Here is a 19,729-nt window from a genome sequence, read left to right as displayed (position 1 = left end):
TTTTTATTTAAATTGGATGTTTTGAAGTTAATGTTAATACTCTAGTAGATAATTCATTAAGTTTTTCTTGATTATCATGATAATCGATTGCTTCAAGTATGATCTGTGCGACTTCTTTACAGTCATCTTCTTTAAATCCTCGTGTTGTTATTGCTGGAGTACCAACTCTTAATCCAGATGTAAGTTTTGGAGGAAGAGGATCATTAGGGATAGCTTCTTTATTAGTAGTTATATGAATTGTATCTAACAAATTTTGTAAATCATTTCCATTTAGATCTGTTTTTCTTAAATCAATAATCAATAAGTGATTATCAGTTCCGCCTGTTAAAACATTGACTTTATCTGAGTTTTGAAATACTTCTGACATTGCCTGAGCATTTTTAATGATTTGTTGCGAATACTCTTTAAAATCAGGTTGTAAATCCTCACCAAAAGCGACTGCTTTACCAGCAATTACATGTTCTAATGGCCCACCTTGAGTGCCAGGGAAAACTGCAGAATTAATTTTTTTGCCAAGTTCAGAATTAGCGAGGATCATTCCACCACGTGGACCTCTAAGAGTCTTATGAGTTGTTGTAGTTGTAACGTCTGCTATTCCTATTGGAGATGGATGTAAACCAGCGGCGACTAATCCGGCAATATGAGCCATGTCTACCATCAATTTTGCATTTACAGAATCGGCAATAGTTCTAAATTTTTTGAAGTCAATAATTCTACTATATGCTGAAGCCCCAGCAACAATTAATTTGGGTTGAACTTCTTTAGCGATTTTTTTAACTTCGTCATAATCAATCCAACCGTCCTCGTTCACACCATAGCTGTAAAAATCATAAGTTTTTCCAGAGAAATTTACTTTTGAACCATGGGTTAGATGTCCACCGGCGTCTAGAGACATTCCTAGCACTTTTTCACCAGGTTTCACAAGAACTTTATATGCTGCCTCATTAGCTTGTGATCCTGAATGTGGCTGAACATTAACGTACTCAGCACCAAATAATTTTTTTGCACGCTCAATTGCTAAAGTTTCTATCTCGTCAATATATTCACATCCACCATAATAACGAGCACCAGGATAACCTTCTGCATATTTATTAGTAAGCACAGAACCTTGAGCAGCTCTAACAGCATCTGAAACAATATTTTCTGATGCGATTAATTCTATATTATCTTGTTGACGCTTTTCTTCTTTTTTTATAATACTGAAAATTTCATCCATTTAATCCACCTCCAAATATTTGATAAATTTATTATATCTTAAATAGAGAGAATTTAGTTAATATATCCAGTTGCATAGTCAATTTTTGCATCTTTTTCTATATTAAAGATATACACATTTAAATGAACTTCATTACTACCAATAGATTGGGCTTTTATTTGTACTCCACGTGCTACTAGTTCATCTCCACGATATACTGGTCGAACTTGATACCTAACATATTTATCAGGATTTTGTTTTAAAAATTGAGCAATATCCATTTCATATTTATTCATACCTGGTGAGTTTAAACTTCTTGTTCCAGTCATTAGATTTCGTAAATTATTATTCTGTCCCGTCAATTGATATCCAATTAGATGACTTCGATTATATACATATTCACCGTTAACCTCTTTATTATGAAATCCTGTAGGGTTTACATAAAGTGGCTTTCGTTTTGTTGTTGGCATTATGCTTTTATTTAGCATTGCATTCGCAATTGTTGAACGACCTAAAGAGTCTAAGTTTCCAAAAGATTGCCATGCACCATTTTTTAGTGATAATTCTGCATCTGAAAAATTTGGATTATTGTTATTTATTACTAATTCTTGTTTGTTATCATAGTTTAAAGATGAGAGCTCAGAATATTCGTTGTCAGTATTGATATTCTTGTTTCCAGTCGCAAGCTCATAATTAGAATTATTATGAGGCTTTTGTCCGTTTTCTGTGGGCCTATTAATAAAAAATGATATTAATGCAACTACGATGATAATAAGTGCAGTAGTAGGGGTATAGTTTTTAGATTTGCGTCTATATTTTGACAAAATTAATTCTCTCTTTTTAATGTAATGGTTCTATTATATAAAAAAGTCTATTTTAAAAATAGACTTTTTTTATTCATGTAATTCAATTGGTAGGTTATCTGGATCGTAAAAAAAGACCATTTTTTTGCCTGTATAGTCATCTTTACGTAAATCTTCAACCTTTACATCTTGACTTTTTAAGTAGTTGACATCTTTTTCTATGCTGTTAGTTTTAAGGGCTAAGTGTCTCAACCCTCTAGCTTCTGGATAACTTAATCTATTTGGAGATTCTTCTTTAATAAAGATTTCTAATTCGGTGTTATCATTAATTTTTAAATCTAACTTTGTATCATTTTTTTCGGATCTGGAGTTTTCACGAATTATTTTAAATCCTAAAATATCGACATAAAATTGTTTAGCTTTATCATAGTTACTGGCGATTATTGCTATATGATGAATTGAATCAAAATTTGGTTTATACATAATTTTCTCCTTGTTTAAATTAAGTTTATCAGATTATTATTTCAAAAGAAAAGACCACCACCTAAGTAGTAGTCTTCGTTGTATTAAGATATTTTTATTTATAAATTCAAAGTAGTTGTTTGACATATAATTACCTCTTTAGTAATTGTATTTCAAGAGTATTTATAACTCTTGATGAACTATATTCTATTTAAGAGTTGTGAATTAACTTAGAAAAATATTCAGTTACTTTTAGAGATAAGTTTGGATATTTTTTTAAACTTATGAAGAAATTATGCTCTCCATCCATAACTTGCTAAATCAAATTCTGATTTTTTTATTTTTGAAACATATGGATTTCCCTTAACGAAATATCTCAATGGCTTTGATGTCCAAGGTTCTTTATTATTTATACCGATTCTAGGTGTTGTTTTTATTTCGATTGGATTCTTTACTCTTTCATAAGATAAAGATAGGGAATCTGAATTCAGAAATTTGCCGGACAATTTTTTATCAGTTATACCGAACGCACGCATCCATTTAGCGGGACCGTTTGTTAATTCAAAAGGCGATTGAATTTTTCTGTTTTTTTTCATTATATCTAGGCCATCTATAGGTTGTATTCCACGTATTAAAATTCCATTTGGGTTGTCCTTTTCTTGGACACTAATGTCCATATCTAAATAGCTATGAATAGAATATATATAAATTGTCCCGCCTTCTTGATATAATGGATCGTTACTTGGAGTATGTCGCTCGTTATAGCTATGTGCAGCCTTATCAATCGTTCCTAGATATGCTTCAGTTTCCACAATAATTCCTGATACTTTTCCTAAACTGCATTCGTAAGTTAGTTTTTTTCCTAACAAGTCCTGTGCAATTTGTTGTGTTGATTGTCCTTGAAAGAAATCTTGAATTTTTTTATCTTTTTCCATAATTTTTCCTTGCAATGTTTTATATTCATACTATATAATATCACTTGTGCTTATGATTGACCCGTTGGTCAAGTTGGTTAAGACATCGCCCTTTCACGGCGGTAACATGGGTTCGAGTCCCATACGGGTCATTGGCATGGAGGATTAGCTCAGCTGGGAGAGCATCTGCCTTACAAGCAGGGGGTCACAGGTTCGAACCCTGTATCCTCCATATTAACAAAAAAACACAATCATTTGATTGTGTTTTTTTGTTGTTTTAAATAAAAAATTGAATGGCGCTTATAAATAGTCTTGTGAAGCTCGATTTTGGTTCAATATTGAAATAATATTTTATCAGCGCTGCTAAAAGTAGTGTTGCAAACATTGATAATCCACTAAATAACGTTATATATTGTCCTACACACATTACAATAGTTAAAATTAGTATCACGATAATTGTAAAAAGAGATTTATAGCTTATCTCAATATAATTTGAAGTTAATGAAAAAGTATTTATTAATAAAACCATGATGATTACTGATATGCTAACAAATTTTGTTAGTGAATAAATCAAAATAATCATTAAAAAAATTGGTGTTACAAAATTAAAAATTAAATCTGTAACTATTGGAGAGTTATTTTTAACTATCTTGGCTAGAATGAATAGCAGAAGTTGAAATATACTAATTAATGTAATTAATGTATTTAGTTTAAAGCTAAATACAATACTCATAGATAGGAAAATCACTAAAAATAGACTATCAAAGTATTTGTTAGGATTTTTTGGTATAAAAATGTCCTTGTAAATAAATATTAGAGTAATAAAAATAATTACATAATTATAACCGGTTAAGTGAGTGATTTTAAAGTGACCTGAGAATATAAAAGGAAATACGATAATGCTTAATATATCCAAGATAGTATCCAATATTCTCATGATAAGTGGGCGTGTTTTTTTTGAATTAATTGTCTTCATACAGTATATATTATTCAAGTTTATTTATTACGTCAATTAAATATGGTAATATAGTAAATTGTTACAATGAGACAATCCTAATGGGGTCCGTATATTGGATTTGCCCTGTAACCGAAAGGTGGATAATTATGGAAGAAAAACATTTTTTTACTTCAGAATCTGTTTCTGAAGGACATCCTGATAAAATTGCCGATCAAATCAGTGATGCCATTTTAGATGCTATCTTGCAACAAGATAAGGATGCAAGAGTAGCTTGCGAAACTACTGTTACTACAGGTTTAGTACTAGTTGTTGGTGAGATATCAACTTCGGTTTATGTTGATATTCAATCAATAATAAGAAAAACTATTAAAGATATTGGATATAATAGTTCTTCAATTGGATTTGATGGGAATACTTGTGCTGTTTTGATTGCCCTTGATGAGCAATCACCTGATATTGCAATGGGAGTCGATGATGCCATTGAGTATCGTAATGGTGATGTCGATCCATTAGATAAAATTGGTGCTGGTGATCAAGGATTGATGTTTGGATATGCAACAAATGAAACACCAGAATATATGCCTCTTTCTATTTCTTTATCACATAAATTAATGAGAAAGATTGCACAGATTAGAAAAGACGGTATATTAAAATATCTAAGACCCGATGCAAAAGCGCAGGTCACAATAGAATATGATGAAAATGGGATGCCTTTTAGAGTTGATACGGTTGTATTAAGTACTCAACATGATGAAGATGTTACTTTAGAACAACTAAAAACTGACGTTGAAAATATAGTAATTAGGGAAGTTATTCCTGAAAATCTTATTGATGAAAAGACTAAGTTTATTATTAATCCTACTGGTCGTTTTGTAATTGGTGGACCACAAGGTGACTCCGGATTGACAGGTCGCAAGATTATTGTTGATACTTATGGAGGAGTTGCACATCATGGTGGCGGTGCTTTTTCTGGAAAGGATGCCACAAAAGTTGACCGTTCTGCAAGTTATGCTGCTAGATATATAGCTAAAAATATGGTTGCAGCAGGTATTGCAGATAAATTTGAAATTCAAATTGCTTATGCAATTGGTGTAGCACAACCAGTTTCAATACATGTTGATACATTTGGAACAAGTAAGGTTAGTGAAGAAAAAATTATAAGCTGTATTCGTGAATTATTTGATTTACGACCAGCTGGTATTATAAAAATGTTAGATTTACAAAGACCAATTTATAAACAAACTTCTGTTTATGGTCATTTTGGACGTACAGATGTTGACTTACCTTGGGAACATTTAGATAAGGTGGATGATATTAAAAAATATCTAAGTTAGCGAGATAAAGAGGCGTTTTTTTGAAGAAATTCAAAGAGCGTCTTTTTTTACTGGAATTTTAGGAGAGTATTATGCAAACTAAAAAAGAAACAAATGTAAAAGTAGTAACAGTTGCAGTTTTTGTAGCAACATTTATGACAGCCGTTGAAGGGACAATAGTATCAACGGCGATGCCAACTATTATAGGTAGTTTGCACGGTGTGTCATTAATGAATTGGGTATTTTCGATATATTTATTAATGACTGCATTATCAACACCGGTTTATGGGAAATTAGCGGATATTTTAGGAAGAAAGCCAGTATTTATTTTTGGTTTAGTTTTATTTACTATTGGGTCATTATTATGTGGTCTTTCTCAATCAATGATTGCATTGATTTTATCTAGAGTTATTCAAGGAATTGGAGCTGGATCAATTCAGCCGATAGCGTTTACAATTATTGCTGATATTTATCCAATAGAAAAAAGAGCAAAAGTTATTGGACTAAATGGATCTTCTTGGGGAATTGCTTCTGTTATCGCTCCTTTATTAGGAGGATTTATTGTAGAGAAATTAAGCTGGCATTGGGTATTTATGATTAATATTCCTATTGGTTTAATAACTATTGGTATGATTTGGATATATCTTATAGAAAGCATTGAGCACCAAAATACTTCTATTGACTATAAAGGCACTGCTTTATTAGTTATTTTGTTATTATCATTAATGCTAGGACTACAAAACTTATCTAACAAAAATATTTTTATACCAATTGTCTTAATTCTCATATCAATTATTTCATTATTTATTTTTGTGCATATTGAAAAAAATGCGAAAGATTCGATTATTCCGTTAGAACTGTTTAAAAATAAAACTTTTGTTATTCAAAATTTAATTGCTCTTCTTGTGAGTGGATATTTAATCGGTTTTGAAGCTTATTTACCAACTTGGATGCAAGGAGTTCTTGGGCTAAAGGCTTCTCTTGGAGGTTTTGCTGTGACACCTAGTTCAATAATGTGGGTTGTTGCTTCTTTGTGGGCTGGTAGTCTATTAAAAAAATATGCGCCAAATAAAATAATTTATATTAGTTTATTTTTCCTATTTGTTTCGGTATTTGGATTGATATTAGCTCCTATAAATGCACCTTTTTGGTATTTCTTATTGGTGGCAACAGTTTCCGGTATTGGCTTTGGACTAACGATAACTACTACCACGGTAGCATCACAATCAGCTGTTAAACCAAATGAAATAGGTGTTGCAACGAGTTTTAATACTTTGTGTAGGACTATTGGACAAAGTTTAATGGTATCTGTATTTGGAATTGTGTTAAATCAAAAAATGCTATCTGGAGTTGCGAAAAACAAACATTATACAATGGATATGATGAACAAACTAATTGATCCTCAAACAGCAGGACAGTTACCACATAATCTTTTACCCGGATTAAAGCAGATTTTATTCAATGGAATTCACAGTATCTATTTAGTAGGATTATTATTAATAATTTTCACTTTATTGCTTAATTTATTAGAGTTTAAAAATAATGACTTATTAAAACAGACAAAATAGTCTATTAGTTGAAGATATTAATTTAAAGGTGTACGGTATTTATATTAAATTTTAAAAGGTGATATACATGCTAGAAAAAACTTTTTACAAACAATTTTTAAAGAACTCCTTTAATATACCTGTTATGGTTACTTATTGGGACGGTAAAAGCGAAACTTATGGTGAAGGTTTGCCAAAAGTTCAAATTAAATTTAATGAAATAATTCCAATAAAAGAACTAGCAAATAATGCGTCACTAGCCTTAGGTGAAGCGTATATGGATAAAAAACTTGAGATTGAAGGAAGCATTGAGGAATTAATTTTAGCTGCTTACAATTCAAAGAATAGTTTTTTTTATAATAAAAAGTTAAAGAAGTTTTTACCTAATAAGAAACACTCTGAAAAAGAAAATCAAGAATATATTCATAGTCACTACGATATAGGAAATGATTTTTATAAATTATGGTTAGATAAGACAATGACTTATTCTTGTGCTTATTTTGAAAATGATGATGATGATTTAGAAACTGCTCAAATAAACAAAGTGCATCATATAATCAAAAAACTTGATCCAAAGCCTGGAAAGACTTTACTAGATGTTGGCTGTGGATGGGGCACGTTAATGCTTACTGCGGCTAAAGAATATGGGCTAAAGGTTACGGGAATAACATTAAGTCAAGAGCAATTTGATTACGTGAACAAACAAATTGAAGAACTAGGTTTGCAAGATTCTGCAGAAGTAATCTTAACTGACTATCGTGAAATGGAAGGTAGAAAATGGGATTATGTAACTTCTGTTGGAATGTTTGAACATGTTGGGAAAGATAATTTGGCTGGTTATTTTGAAGATATTTCAGAATTTTTAAATGATAATGGTAGTGCTTTGATTCATGGAATTACAAGACAAGGTGAAGGGGCAAGCAATGCTTGGCTCGATAAGTACATTTTCCCTGGTGGATATATCCCTGGTTTGGAAGAAAATATTCAAAATATTTTGAATACTGATCTACAAATAAGTGATATTGAAACACTTCGCCGACACTATCAAAAAACAACTGAAATTTGGGATAAGAATTTTAACGACCAACTTTTAGAAATTAAGAAAACAAAGGATGAGCGTTTTATCAGAATGTTTGATCTTTATTTACAGGCTTGTGCTGCATCATTTGCCTCAGGTAATATAGATGTTATTCAATTTCTACTTACAAAGGGGCCTTCAAGTGTCGATTTACCGATGACTAGAGATTATATATATAAATAAGTATTAAATATGAAGAACACCTATAAAGATTCTTTACTTTAGATATCTTTTTAAGTAGAATGTTATTTGTATTAGGAGTAGTAATCGAATATTATTTTTTAGAAAATATACGGGTGATGAAAGTATATACTTAATATCGATGAACTTGTCTATATGATTAATTGAATCTATTTAAATAAGGCGGTTATTACTGCCAATTAGAGTGCTATTCATTTTGAATAGAATTTAGGTGGTACCGCGATAAAGTCGCCCTATGTTAATTATGGGGTGGCTTTTTATTTTGTTGTTAATTTAAGAGGAGAACTTATATGACTTATAATCACAATACTGTCGAAAAAAAATGGCAAGAATATTGGGCAAAAAATAAATCTTTTAAAACTACTGAAGATACAGACAAGAAAAATTATTATGCATTGGACATGTTTCCTTATCCTTCTGGACAAGGATTACATGTTGGTCATCCTGAAGGCTATACCGCTACAGATATTTTGTCGAGAATGAAAAGAATGCAAGGATATAATGTTCTTCATCCAATGGGATGGGATGCTTTTGGATTACCTGCTGAACAATATGCTTTAGATACAGGTAATAATCCTGCAGATTTTACAGAAAAAAATATTTCTACGTTTAAACGTCAAATAAATTCACTTGGATTTTCTTATGATTGGGATAGAGAAATTAATACTACAGACCCCAATTATTACAAATGGACACAATGGATATTTGAGCAACTTTATAAAAAAGGTCTAGCTTATGAAGCTGAAGTTCCAGTTAACTGGAGTCCGGATTTAGGTACAGTTGTAGCTAATGAGGAAGTAATTGATGGTAAAACAGAACGTGGTGGATATCCAGTTATTAGAAAGCCGATGCGTCAATGGATGTTAAAAATAACGGCATATGCGGATAGATTGATTGATGATTTAGATCTTGTTGATTGGCCAGAAAATATTAAAGATATGCAAAGAAATTGGATTGGTCGTTCTGTAGGAGCTGAAGTTACATTTGCAGTTGATGGAATTAAAGAAGATTTTGATGTTTTTACAACAAGGGCAGATACTATTTTTGGTGCAACATATATAGTAATGGCACCTGAACATGAGTTGGTTGATAAAATAACCACAGCTGATCAAGAATTGTCAGTTAAAAAATATATTGAAGAAACATCTCATAAATCAGATTTAGATCGAACAGATTTGAGTCATGATAAAACTGGAGTCTTCACAGGTGCTTATGCGATTAATCCAATAACAAAAGAAAAGATGCCTATATGGATATCTGACTATGTTTTAGTAACTTATGGTACAGGCGCAATTATGGCTGTTCCTGCTCATGATGAAAGAGACTACGAATTCGCAAAAAAATTTGATCTGCCAATTAAGCAAGTAATAGATGGTGGAAATGTTGACAATGAAGCTTATACAGGTGATGGAATTCATATTAATTCAGATTTTCTGGATGGAATGGATAAACAATCTGCAATTGATAAAATGATTAATCTATTAGAAGAAAAGAAAATTGGAAAGAAAAAAGTAAACTATCGTTTACGTGACTGGTTATTTTCTCGTCAAAGATACTGGGGAGAACCAATTCCTGTAATACATTGGGAGGATGGTGAAACAACCTTGGTGCCAGAAGATGAATTGCCATTGGTTTTACCTAAAGAAACTGATATCAAACCTTCAGGAACAGGTGAAAGTCCACTTGCTAATTTGACTGATTGGCTAAATGTAACTGATGAAAATGGAAGAAAAGGTCGTCGTGAAACAAATACAATGCCTCAATGGGCAGGAAGTTCTTGGTACTACCTAAGATATATTGATCCTCATAATTCTGAAGAAATAGCCGATAAAGAAAAACTAAAAAATTGGTTACCAATAGATATGTACATTGGTGGCGCAGAGCATGCTGTATTACATCTATTGTATGCAAGATTTTGGCACAAAGTATTGTATGATTTAGGGATTGTACCAACAAAAGAGCCATTTCAAAAGCTATATAATCAAGGAATGATTCTTGGTGATAATCATGAAAAAATGTCAAAATCAAAGGGTAATGTTGTAAATCCTGATGATGTTGTAGAAGAATATGGTGCTGACACTTTAAGATTGTATGAAATGTTCATGGGACCCTTAGATGCCTCTATTTCTTGGAGTGAAGAAGGTTTAGCTGGATCACATAGATTTTTAGAAAGAGTTTGGAGATTATTTATCAATGACGATGATGAAGATACATTAAAGGATACCATCGTTGATAATAATGACGGATCTTTAGATAAGGTCTATAATGAAACAGTTAAAAAAGTGACAGAAGACTATGAAGAATTGCATTTCAATACTGCTATTTCACAAATGATGGTGTTTGTAAATGCTGCTAATAAGGTGAAAGAAATTCCAAGCGAATATGCACAAGGATTTGTAAAACTATTAGCTCCCATTGCTCCACATATGATGGAAGAAATATGGAACAAAATGGGAAATGAAGATTCACTAACTTATGCTAAATGGCCTACATATAGCGAAAGTGCATTAGTTGATGATCAAGTTGAAATCATTGTCCAAGTTAATGGAAAACTTCGTGGAAAGATTGAACTACCAGTTGAAACACCAAATGATATTGCTCAAGAACTAGCGTTAAATGAAGAAAATGTAAAGAAATTTATAGATGGAAAAGACGTTGTAAAAGTTATCGTAATTCCAAATAAATTGGTAAATATTGTTGTTAAATAATAAAAAAGCAGACATAGTCTGCTTTTTTATTTGTAATAGGACTTACTTTTGAGTATAAATAAAAGTATGAATAATATAGATGAAGTAATTAAATATATACACGGATTACCTAAGTTTCATAAAACCGCAGATTTTACTAATATGAATATAATATTAAAAAGATTAAAAAATCCTCAAACTAATTACGAAACAATTCATATTACAGGAACAAATGGTAAAGGATCAGTAGCCCATTACATCAATCAAATGTTAATAAATTCTGGCTACAAAGTTGGAATGTTTACATCTCCATATATTGTTAAGTTTAACGAAAGAATTCAAATTAATAATGAGTTTATAAGTGATGATGAGTTGATAAGCTTAACAAATAAAATTAATTCAGTTTTAGGTAACGTACAACTAGTTGAGTTTGAATTTGTTACGATTTTAGGCTTTTTGTATTTTAGTCAAAAAAAAGTCGACATAGCAGTAATTGAAGTGGGAATAGGTGGAACACACGATAAAACTAATGTAATAGATTCTACTATATCAATTATTAATAATGTCGGTTTAGATCATCAAAACCTTATTGGTCCTACTTTAAAAGACATAGCAATCGAAAAATCTGGAATTATAAAAAAGAATAGTTATGTTGTACTTGGGGATATTGAAAAAAAATTATTACCGATTTTTAAAAATAAAGCATCTCAATGTGATTCAAAAATCATTGAGTTGAATAATGATTTTTCACTTATAAAAAAAGAAGATGACAGATATGCTTTTTATTTTCAAAATAATAAATTAGAACATATTTTTTTGGAAAATGTAGTTGATTATCAAGTTGAAAATATGGCCGTCGCTTTAGCAGCTTTTATTGTATATCAGGATTTTAAAAAGAAAAAAATAGATGAAAAAGTGATTAATAAATCATTGAATGAAGTCAAAATACTGGCTAGAATGCAAAAAATTCATGATAATCCTGAGATAATTTTAGATGGGGCTCACAATATTCATGCTGCAAAAGAAATAACTAAAATATTGAAAAATAAGAAAGTGAAATTCTTAGTAGCTATGATGAAAGATAAAAATTTTAATTCTGTATTAGACGAGTTTAAAACAATATCAAAAGATATTACACTGACTACATTTGATGAAAATAGAAGTCTAAAAAAAGAAGATATAAGAAAAAACAACTTGAACTATCCATTTACAGATAATTGGCAATCATTTATAAGTAATTTTTTAAAAACAAGTAACGATGAAACGTTAATTATTACGGGTTCGCTACATTTTGTTTCGATAGTTTTAAAATATTTTGCGTAATTTCATTGTGGATGATGAGGTGAGCAAAATAGACGTAAGAGAAATGGCGGAAGCATTTGGAGTAGAAAGTCTGACAAATTTTGAATTAATAAAATTACTTATACGATCAGGAAATAAAAGTGCAACTGTTGAAGAAATAACTGAAAATTTATTAAATAAATACAGAAATATTTGTGATATTGAATATTCAAATATTGAAGATTTAAAAAAGATAAAAGGATTGGGAAAGTGCCGTGCTATTGAATTAAAAGCAGCGATAGAACTTGGAAAAAGAGTTCAGTTTGGTAAAACAGTTAGGTTTGAAGAAATAAATTCAAGTAAAAAAATTGGTGAATTATTGATTAGTAAACTGACAGGAATTAGTCAAGAACTTGTTATAGTCACTTATTTAGACACTAAAAATCAAATTATAAAAATAGATAATGTATTTAAAGGGACACTGAATTCAACTACAGTTCATCCAAGAGATATATTTAGAAGATGTTTGCAACTATCAGCTTCAAAATTTATTATTGCACATAATCATCCTAGCGGTGTCTTGTCAGTATCTAAAGAAGATATTGAATTCACAAATAGGTTATTAAAATGTAGTGAATTGATTGGCTGCGAGTTACTTGATCATTTAATAATTGGTAAAGATTCCTATCTCAGCTTGAAAGAAGAGGCACTAATGTAGGAAAATAGCCGAGAAGGACAAATATTTGATAAATTTTTAACAGTTTTATGATATAATCTTTCTAACTTATTATGTTACTCAAGGAGCGATTATTTTGTTTGGAATAGGTACTAGAAACGTAGGGATAGATTTAGGAACTGCAAATACATTAGTTTATATAGACGGCAAAGGAATTGTATTGAATGAACCATCAGTTGTAGCAAAAAACACTGTTACTGGAGAAACTGTTGCTGTTGGTTCTGAAGCCCGTGAAATGATCGGTAGAACACCGGGGAACATCGTTGCTATTCGCCCAATGAAAGATGGAGTTATTGCTGATTACGATACAACTGCAGCAATGATGAAATATTTTCTTGAGAAAACTATTGGATCAAGCAAACCACTAGTTATGGTTTGTGTACCAAGTGGTGTGACAGAAGTTGAAAAACGTGCTGTTGTTGAAGCAACTCAACAGGCAGGTGCAAAAGAAGCTTACGTTATTGAAGAACCATTTGCTGCAGCTATTGGTGCCGGTCTACCTGTTATGGATCCAACTGGTAGTATGGTTGTTGATATTGGTGGTGGAACAACTGATGTTGCTACAATTGCTCTTGGTGGTATTGTTTCATCACGTTCAATTAGAGTAGCCGGAGATAAATTTGATGATTCTATTACTGCATATGTAAGACAACAATTTAGTTTACTAATTGGTGAAAGAACTGCAGAACAAATCAAAATGGAAATTGGATCAGCATCTGTTGAAAGAGCTGATCAAGCACAGTCTATTTCAATCAGAGGTCGTGATTTAATGACTGGATTACCAAAAACAATTGAATTAACATCGGTAGATGCGGCTCGTGCTATTCACGAAGATGTTGCTGAAATTATTAATGCCGTTAAGGAAACACTAGAAGAAACTTCTCCAGAAATTGCTGCTGATATTATTGATCATGGTATTGTTTTAACAGGTGGTGGAGCTTTACTAGGCAACTTAGCGGAAGTGATTTCTGATGAGACGAGTGTTCCTGTATTTATTGCACAAGATCCTCTTGAATGTGTTGCTATTGGAACTGGTGAATCATTAAAGAATATCGATGTAATAAGACGCCACTAAAAAAGCAGCGGGTTATAATAGAACCTGCTTTTTTATTTCAATTATTAGGAGTATAGAATGAATAAGTTTTTCTCAAATAAAAAATTGATTATATTGATGATATCTGTTATTTTGACTTTTGGATTAATTGCAGTATCACTTAATATCCGTGATGGTAAAAATGATTCTCCATTTTTCCAACAAGCTGGTAATGATACTATTGGCTTATTGAGTAGAACAGTTTCAGCTCCGTTTAATGCAATTAGAAATTTTGGATCAAATGCCTCTGATTTGTTAAATACTTATTCTGAAAATAAAAAATTAAAAGCTAAGTTGCAGGAATATAAACAAACTCAAGTTAGTTTAGACACTGTTAAAAACGAAAATAAGGATTTGAAAAAGCAATTAAAGCTTTATAATACGTTAACAGACTATTCAAAAATTAATGCTTCTGTTATTAGTAGATCTCCTAGTGATTGGCAAGAGTATTTAGTAATTAATCGAGGATCAAATCAGGGCATTAAAAAGAACATGCCGGTTATGTCTGGTTCAGGATTGATTGGTAGAATTGCGGATGTAAATAAAACTAATTCTAAAGTTGAACTTATTTCTTCAGAAAACTCTTCAAGTAATAAATTTGCTGCTGAAGTTTTATCAGATACGCTTAATATTAACGGAATTATTACCAAATATGATTCCAATTCTAACTTGTTAGAATTAGGACAAGTTAACTCTATAAAAGATGTAAAGCCAGGACAAAAAATTGTTACTTCAGGACTAGGAGGTATAACTCCTAAGGGTCTATTTATTGGAACAGTTGCTAATGTTAAAAAGGATGATTATGGGTTATCTAATGTAATTTATGTAAAGCCTGCAACGGATTTAACTAAATTTACTGTTGTCACTGTTATTAATAGAAGTGTAGGTGATAATTAATGAAAAGATTTAGTGAAATTCTTAAATTAATTGCTCCTTTTTTACTTTTATTACTTGGCTTTTGTTTAGATGGTGTAGTCAAATATAATCTTGATTTTTTAAATGACAAAAGTAATAATGGGTTACCTCAGTTTATGTTAATGATGCTTATAATATTCGCATTTAAATTTACTATGTCTAAAGAAATAGTTATTTATGCGGCTATTTTTGGATTGTTTTATGACATATTTTATATGAATATTTTTGGCATTTATGTTGTTTTACTACCATTATTTGTTGCTCTTATTTATATATTGAAAGATATATTAGCAGATAATTTTATAATTGAGGTGTCTTTGTACTTATTGTCTTTAATCGGTATTCATGTAATTGTTTATTTACTAGGATTAATATTTAAAACTGTAAGCTTAAGCTTTGCAGATTTTATTACCTATACAATTGCTCCAACAGTAATATTTAATTTGGTTACTTTCATCATTTTATTACTACCAATTTCTTGGGTAACGGACAAGATAATAGAATTTCGAAGAGGATATTGAGTAAGTATAATGACTTGCTTTTTTTTTCTTATTATCTTATATTTTTATGTAATAAATCAATAGTCTCACAAAGGGGAGCCATTTGGCTGAGAGTGATGTAGTGTCAGACCCTTAGAACCTGTTTGTTAGTACAAGCGTAGGGATTTGTGTGGAGGAAACTCCTTTTGTGATGACTAATCATGAAAGGGGTTTTTTTATGGAAAAAACTAAGGACAAAAATGCTTTACAAGTAACAGTAGAAGGTGCAATTATAACTGCATTTGCTATGGCTTTAAACTATTTACCACATACTACAGGAATTTCCGCAGTGGAATTTTCGTATGGATTAGTACCTTTGATAATTTTTGCTTTTAGAAGAGGAATTGTTCCAGCAACTTTATCAGGACTAACTTGGGGAATTTTAGATCTTATCTTAAGAGGAATTGGAGATGGAAGTGTTCTTAATCCATTGCAAGGATTCTTAGAATATTTCATTGCATTTGCTTTAGTAGGACTTGCGGGAACTGGGTATACAAAAATACAAAGTGATTTGAGAAGTAACAAAAGTATTATGTTATCAGCTATTCTTTTTGGATCATTAGGAATTGTTAGTAAATATTTTATTCATTTTATTGCGGGTGGATATTATTGGGGTTCATATGCTCCAAAAGGAATGAATCCATGGGTATACTCCCTAGTAGTTAATGGGGGAAGTGCGATTGCCAATATAATATTAGTAATAGTTGTACTTTTATTATTATCAAGGTCTATGAAAACATTGATAATTCCAAAAAATTAAAAAAAAAGAAGATGTGAATTTGAACTGAACCCCCGATATTGGGCCAAATCCAATATCGGGGGTTTTTGTATGGTTAAATATTCTAAAGAATTAAAATTAAAGATTGTTACTGAATATCTCAATACTTCAATAGGAGTTTCAAATCTAATCAAGAAATATCATATAACAAATGATTCTATAGTATATACCTGGATTGACCGTTATAAAAAGTTTGGTTTAGATGGGTTGAATATATTATCACCAATTTCAACTTATGATGGCTCATTTAAAGTGAATGTTTTAAAATGGATGAAACAAAACAATGCTTCTTATCCACAAACAGCCCTTCACTTTAATATATCCAATACCGGAACTATTTGGCAGTGGCAACATAAGTTAGATTGTGAAGGAATAGAAGTATTGTACCGTAATAAAGGGCGGACAAAGATAATGAATTCTAAAAAACAATCTAAACAAGGTAAAGAAAAAACAGAATTAGAAAAACTAAGAGAAAAAAACGAGCTTTTGGAAATAGAAAATAAATATCTAAAAAAACTAAAGGCCTTAGTTCAGGAACAAGATGGCAAAAAGCACAAATAGTAAATGAACTAAGGCAAGAGAAATATTCTTTGAAGAACATCCTTAAAGTAATAGACATGCCTAAAAGTACTTATGAATATAACTCTAAAAGACTGCTTGATAACAATAATAGTGATCAAGAATTAAAAGAAGCTATCAAAGATATTAAAACAAGTGATGATACTTATGGATATCGTCCAGTAACAGGTGAGCTTCATAATCGAGGATTTAAAGTTAATCACAAAAAAGTCTATAGATTAATGATTGAAATGAATTTACTATCTACAGCTTATAACAAGAAAACACGGAAATATAATTCTTACAAGGGTACAGTGGGTAAAATAGCTAAGAATAGAATTAATCGTCGTTTTAATACTGATAGACCTTATCAAAAATTAACTACAGATATCACTGAAATACGATGGGGAAAAGAAAGTATCAAACAAAGAGCTTATTTTACTTGTATTTATGATTTGTTTTCAGACGAAATATTGAGCTGGGATATAAGTAAGCATCCGACAGTAGAATTTACAGTAAACACCTTAAAAGATGGTATTAATAAAATACCAGCAGGATTAGATTACAGAACTACAGTACATTCAGATCAAGGGGTTCAATATCAACATAAAAGTTGGGTTAAAGTACTTAAAGAGAATAAAATATTTCAAAGTATGTCAAGAAAAGCAACGTGTTTAGATAATGCAGCTATGGAGAGTTTTTTTCATATTTTGAAAGTTAATATATATCATCAAAAAGAGATTGATACCTATGAAGAATTAGTTTCAGAAGTAGCAGCATGGATGGAGAAATATAATAAAGTGAGAATAAAACAAAAACTGGGATACAAAAGTCCGGTAGAGTACCGAAAGTTTGTATCCCAGAAAGTAGCTTAAAACTTCGTCCAATATTTGGGGTTCAGTTCAATTTTAAATTCACGTCTTCTTTTTTTTAATTTCTTATACTAATGCTGCGACTGCACCAAAAACAACTCCTACAATTGTTAAAAGTAACATTAACCAGATGAAAACTCTGGTTATTTTTGTTAGTGTACTAGGTTTTTTATCCATTTTTTTCTTCCTATATATTAATTTTAGTGAAATTTTACTGCATTTTAATATAAAACTCAAATGTATATTTATAATCTACCACACAAAACCACCTATATAAACATTGATAAATCAATGATTGTATAGATATTCTTGTTTAAAAATACTTTTTTTGGTAATTATGTGGTGTGAAGTGGTGGGTTGTGGTAATATTATATTTATTAGGGGAGTAAGGAGGTGATTTGGATGTTCATGGGAGAATACAACCATACTTTGGATGCTAAAGGAAGAGTTATAGTTCCAGCAAAATTTAGACAAAGTCTAGGAGATGATTTTGTTTTAACAAAGGGTATGGATGGATGCTTGTTTGGATATCCAAATGACCAATGGAAAAAGTTGGAAGAACAACTTGATCAATTACCTCTAACAAAAAAAGATGCTCGTGCGTTTGTTAGATTTTTCTATTCTTCGGCAACTGAAACAGAAATTGATAAACAAGGACGTATTAATATTTCTTCCTCATTGATGGATTATGCTGACCTTGATAAAAATTGTGTGATTGTTGGTGTTTCAAATAGAATTGAAATTTGGGACAAGGAAAGATGGAATGAATTTAGCGACAATGCGGCTGAAAACTTTGATGATATTTCAGAAAAAATGATGGATTTTGATTTGTAGGAGTAAAAATGTTTGAGCATAAAACGGTTTTATTAGAAGAAACAGTCGAATATTTAAATACTTCTCCTACAGGCACTTATGTTGATGCAACATTTGGCAGAGGCGGGCATACTAAAAAAATTCTTAGTCAGCTTAATGGTGGTAAGGTTATTGCATTTGATCGTGATGATACAGCTATTTTAGAAGGTAATAAGCTTTCTGAAGATGTTGCAAAAAATTCTAATAATGAATTGATAATGATTAAAAGTAATTTTGAAAGTATCTCTGAAAAATTAAACGAAATTAGTATCGATAAGGTTGATGGAATTATTTACGACTTAGGTGTATCTTCACCCCAGTTTGATGATCCAACAAGAGGATTCAGCTACAAAAATGAAGCTAGGCTCGATATGCGAATGGATCAAAGTCAAGAATTAGATGCTTTTAAAATTGTTAATGAGTGGCCATATGAAGAGTTAGTTAGAATTTTATTTAGATATGGTGATGAAAAATTTGCAAAAAAAATTGCCCGCAATATAGAAAAAAGACGAGCAATAAATAGTATTGAAACAACTACCGAATTAGCAGATATTATTAAAAATTCAATACCGGCAGCTAAAAGAAGAACAGGTGGACATCCAGCAAAGAAATCTTTTCAAGCAATTAGGATCGCAGTTAATGATGAACTTAGTTCTTTAGAAAAATCATTAAGTAGTTCAATTGATTTAATAAACGTTGGGGGAAGAATTTGTGTAATTACATTCCAATCTCTTGAAGATAGGATAGTTAAGCAAATGTTTAAAGAATTCTCTGAAATTGATATTCCAAGAGGACTTCCTGTAATTCCAGAAGAGCTAAAACCAAAATTAAAATTAATAAATAAAAAGCCAATCTTACCAACTGGGATTGAGCAAGATGAAAATCATCGTGCACATAGCGCAAAATTACGAGTAGTAGAAAAAGTAAACGAGAATTAATGTAGTGGG

At 30.9% G+C, this 19,729-nt stretch carries 18 protein-coding genes, 2 tRNA genes and 1 riboswitch; of the genes, 15 read left to right on the top strand and 5 right to left on the bottom strand.

The window, feature by feature from the left end; all coding sequences use genetic code 11:
• Positions 1 to 7 precede the first annotated feature (7 nt).
• The 4 genes from glyA to ACUV9F_RS04550 all read right to left on the bottom strand — a co-directional run bounded on the left by glyA (position 8) and on the right by ACUV9F_RS04550 (position 3,395).
• Positions 8 to 1,216 (bottom strand): serine hydroxymethyltransferase, encoded by a 1,209-nt coding sequence (glyA, locus tag ACUV9F_RS04565; RefSeq protein WP_446183185.1) that lies wholly within the window; start codon positions 1,214 to 1,216, stop codon positions 8 to 10.
• A gap of 53 nt (positions 1,217 to 1,269) precedes the next feature.
• Positions 1,270 to 2,019, bottom strand: a complete 750-nt coding sequence (locus ACUV9F_RS04560) for a DNA/RNA non-specific endonuclease (protein WP_446183184.1) — start codon at positions 2,017 to 2,019, stop codon at positions 1,270 to 1,272.
• A gap of 69 nt (positions 2,020 to 2,088) precedes the next feature.
• Positions 2,089 to 2,481 (bottom strand): SMU1112c/YaeR family gloxylase I-like metalloprotein, encoded by a 393-nt coding sequence (gene gloA2 / locus ACUV9F_RS04555; protein WP_446183183.1) that lies wholly within the window; start codon positions 2,479 to 2,481, stop codon positions 2,089 to 2,091.
• A gap of 272 nt (positions 2,482 to 2,753) precedes the next feature.
• Positions 2,754 to 3,395 carry a DNA-3-methyladenine glycosylase gene (locus ACUV9F_RS04550; RefSeq protein WP_446183182.1) on the bottom strand — a complete coding sequence of 214 codons (642 nt, stop codon included), beginning with the start codon at positions 3,393 to 3,395 and terminating at the stop codon, positions 2,754 to 2,756.
• A gap of 58 nt (positions 3,396 to 3,453) precedes the next feature.
• On the opposite strand from ACUV9F_RS04550, the gene ACUV9F_RS04545 reads away from it, so the two are divergent.
• The 13 genes from ACUV9F_RS04545 (at position 3,454) to ACUV9F_RS04485 (ending at position 17,933) form a co-directional block, all read left to right on the top strand.
• Positions 3,454 to 3,526: transfer RNA gene (locus tag ACUV9F_RS04545), tRNA-Glu, on the top strand.
• Between the two features lie 7 nt (positions 3,527 to 3,533).
• Positions 3,534 to 3,606, top strand: a tRNA-Val gene (locus ACUV9F_RS04540).
• 872 nt (positions 3,607 to 4,478) lie between these two features.
• On the top strand, positions 4,479 to 5,666 hold the full coding sequence (metK, locus tag ACUV9F_RS04535; RefSeq protein ID WP_446183181.1) for a methionine adenosyltransferase: 1,188 nt from the start codon (positions 4,479 to 4,481) through the stop codon (positions 5,664 to 5,666).
• Between the two features lie 71 nt (positions 5,667 to 5,737).
• Positions 5,738 to 7,213, top strand: a complete 1,476-nt coding sequence (locus ACUV9F_RS04530; protein WP_446183180.1) for an MDR family MFS transporter — start codon at positions 5,738 to 5,740, stop codon at positions 7,211 to 7,213.
• Between the two features lie 67 nt (positions 7,214 to 7,280).
• Positions 7,281 to 8,453, top strand: coding sequence for a class I SAM-dependent methyltransferase (locus tag ACUV9F_RS04525; RefSeq protein ID WP_446183179.1), 1,173 nt, complete (start codon positions 7,281 to 7,283; stop codon positions 8,451 to 8,453).
• A 308-nt stretch (positions 8,454 to 8,761) separates the two neighbouring features.
• Complete coding sequence (gene leuS / locus ACUV9F_RS04520) at positions 8,762 to 11,179, top strand: leucine--tRNA ligase (RefSeq protein ID WP_446183178.1); 2,418 nt, start codon at positions 8,762 to 8,764, stop codon at positions 11,177 to 11,179.
• Positions 11,180 to 11,245: 66 nt separating this feature from the next.
• Positions 11,246 to 12,481 (top strand): bifunctional folylpolyglutamate synthase/dihydrofolate synthase, encoded by a 1,236-nt coding sequence (locus ACUV9F_RS04515; RefSeq protein ID WP_446183177.1) that lies wholly within the window; start codon positions 11,246 to 11,248, stop codon positions 12,479 to 12,481.
• 19 nt (positions 12,482 to 12,500) lie between these two features.
• Positions 12,501 to 13,157, top strand: coding sequence for a RadC family protein (radC, locus tag ACUV9F_RS04510; RefSeq protein WP_446183176.1), 657 nt, complete (start codon positions 12,501 to 12,503; stop codon positions 13,155 to 13,157).
• A gap of 94 nt (positions 13,158 to 13,251) precedes the next feature.
• Positions 13,252 to 14,250: a rod shape-determining protein gene (locus ACUV9F_RS04505; protein WP_446183175.1), complete on the top strand. Its 999-nt coding sequence runs from the start codon at positions 13,252 to 13,254 to the stop codon at positions 14,248 to 14,250.
• Between the two features lie 57 nt (positions 14,251 to 14,307).
• Positions 14,308 to 15,165 (top strand): rod shape-determining protein MreC, encoded by an 858-nt coding sequence (mreC, locus tag ACUV9F_RS04500; RefSeq protein ID WP_446183174.1) that lies wholly within the window; start codon positions 14,308 to 14,310, stop codon positions 15,163 to 15,165.
• Positions 15,165 to 15,704: a rod shape-determining protein MreD gene (gene mreD / locus ACUV9F_RS04495; protein ID WP_446183173.1), complete on the top strand. Its 540-nt coding sequence runs from the start codon at positions 15,165 to 15,167 to the stop codon at positions 15,702 to 15,704. Before mreC ends, mreD begins: the two co-directional genes overlap by 1 nt.
• Before the next feature lie 61 nt (positions 15,705 to 15,765).
• Positions 15,766 to 15,865: riboswitch (TPP riboswitch) on the top strand.
• A gap of 35 nt (positions 15,866 to 15,900) precedes the next feature.
• Positions 15,901 to 16,482, top strand: coding sequence for an energy-coupled thiamine transporter ThiT (gene thiT / locus ACUV9F_RS04490; RefSeq protein WP_446183172.1), 582 nt, complete (start codon positions 15,901 to 15,903; stop codon positions 16,480 to 16,482).
• A gap of 69 nt (positions 16,483 to 16,551) precedes the next feature.
• Positions 16,552 to 17,933 (top strand): IS3 family transposase gene (locus ACUV9F_RS04485; RefSeq protein ID WP_446183171.1). Its coding sequence is split into 2 segments (ribosomal slippage): positions 16,552 to 17,023 and positions 17,023 to 17,933, totalling 1,383 coding nucleotides; the frame shifts between segments, so codons are not numbered across the junction.
• A gap of 63 nt (positions 17,934 to 17,996) precedes the next feature.
• Here ACUV9F_RS04485 and ACUV9F_RS04480 read toward each other — a convergent pair.
• Positions 17,997 to 18,107 carry a DUF4044 domain-containing protein gene (locus ACUV9F_RS04480; protein WP_446183170.1) on the bottom strand — a complete coding sequence of 37 codons (111 nt, stop codon included), beginning with the start codon at positions 18,105 to 18,107 and terminating at the stop codon, positions 17,997 to 17,999.
• Between the two features lie 225 nt (positions 18,108 to 18,332).
• Between ACUV9F_RS04480 and mraZ the strand changes: the two genes are divergently transcribed.
• Complete coding sequence (gene mraZ / locus ACUV9F_RS04475; protein WP_446183169.1) at positions 18,333 to 18,764, top strand: division/cell wall cluster transcriptional repressor MraZ; 432 nt, start codon at positions 18,333 to 18,335, stop codon at positions 18,762 to 18,764.
• Between the two features lie 8 nt (positions 18,765 to 18,772).
• Positions 18,773 to 19,720, top strand: a complete 948-nt coding sequence (gene rsmH / locus ACUV9F_RS04470; RefSeq protein ID WP_446183168.1) for a 16S rRNA (cytosine(1402)-N(4))-methyltransferase RsmH — start codon at positions 18,773 to 18,775, stop codon at positions 19,718 to 19,720.
• The last annotated feature ends 9 nt before the right edge of the window (positions 19,721 to 19,729 follow it).

The sequence above is a fragment of the Daquilactobacillus linshuiensis genome (assembly GCF_052828685.1).
Note: the sequence above shows the minus strand (reverse complement) of the source record. Positions and strands in the feature narration are given on the sequence as shown.

Coding starts and splice junctions, on each gene's coding strand:
- glyA (WP_446183185.1), bottom strand. CDS start 1,216: ATGGATGAAATTTTCAGTATTATAAAAAAAGAAGAAAAGCGTCAACAA.
- gloA2 (WP_446183183.1), bottom strand. CDS start 2,481: ATGTATAAACCAAATTTTGATTCAATTCATCATATAGCAATAATCGCC.
- ACUV9F_RS04550 (WP_446183182.1), bottom strand. CDS start 3,395: ATGGAAAAAGATAAAAAAATTCAAGATTTCTTTCAAGGACAATCAACA.
- metK (WP_446183181.1), top strand. CDS start 4,479: ATGGAAGAAAAACATTTTTTTACTTCAGAATCTGTTTCTGAAGGACAT.
- ACUV9F_RS04530 (WP_446183180.1), top strand. CDS start 5,738: ATGCAAACTAAAAAAGAAACAAATGTAAAAGTAGTAACAGTTGCAGTT.
- ACUV9F_RS04525 (WP_446183179.1), top strand. CDS start 7,281: ATGCTAGAAAAAACTTTTTACAAACAATTTTTAAAGAACTCCTTTAAT.
- leuS (WP_446183178.1), top strand. CDS start 8,762: ATGACTTATAATCACAATACTGTCGAAAAAAAATGGCAAGAATATTGG.
- ACUV9F_RS04515 (WP_446183177.1), top strand. CDS start 11,246: ATGAATAATATAGATGAAGTAATTAAATATATACACGGATTACCTAAG.
- mreC (WP_446183174.1), top strand. CDS start 14,308: ATGAATAAGTTTTTCTCAAATAAAAAATTGATTATATTGATGATATCT.
- mreD (WP_446183173.1), top strand. CDS start 15,165: ATGAAAAGATTTAGTGAAATTCTTAAATTAATTGCTCCTTTTTTACTT.
- thiT (WP_446183172.1), top strand. CDS start 15,901: ATGGAAAAAACTAAGGACAAAAATGCTTTACAAGTAACAGTAGAAGGT.
- ACUV9F_RS04480 (WP_446183170.1), bottom strand. CDS start 18,107: ATGGATAAAAAACCTAGTACACTAACAAAAATAACCAGAGTTTTCATC.
- mraZ (WP_446183169.1), top strand. CDS start 18,333: ATGTTCATGGGAGAATACAACCATACTTTGGATGCTAAAGGAAGAGTT.
- rsmH (WP_446183168.1), top strand. CDS start 18,773: ATGTTTGAGCATAAAACGGTTTTATTAGAAGAAACAGTCGAATATTTA.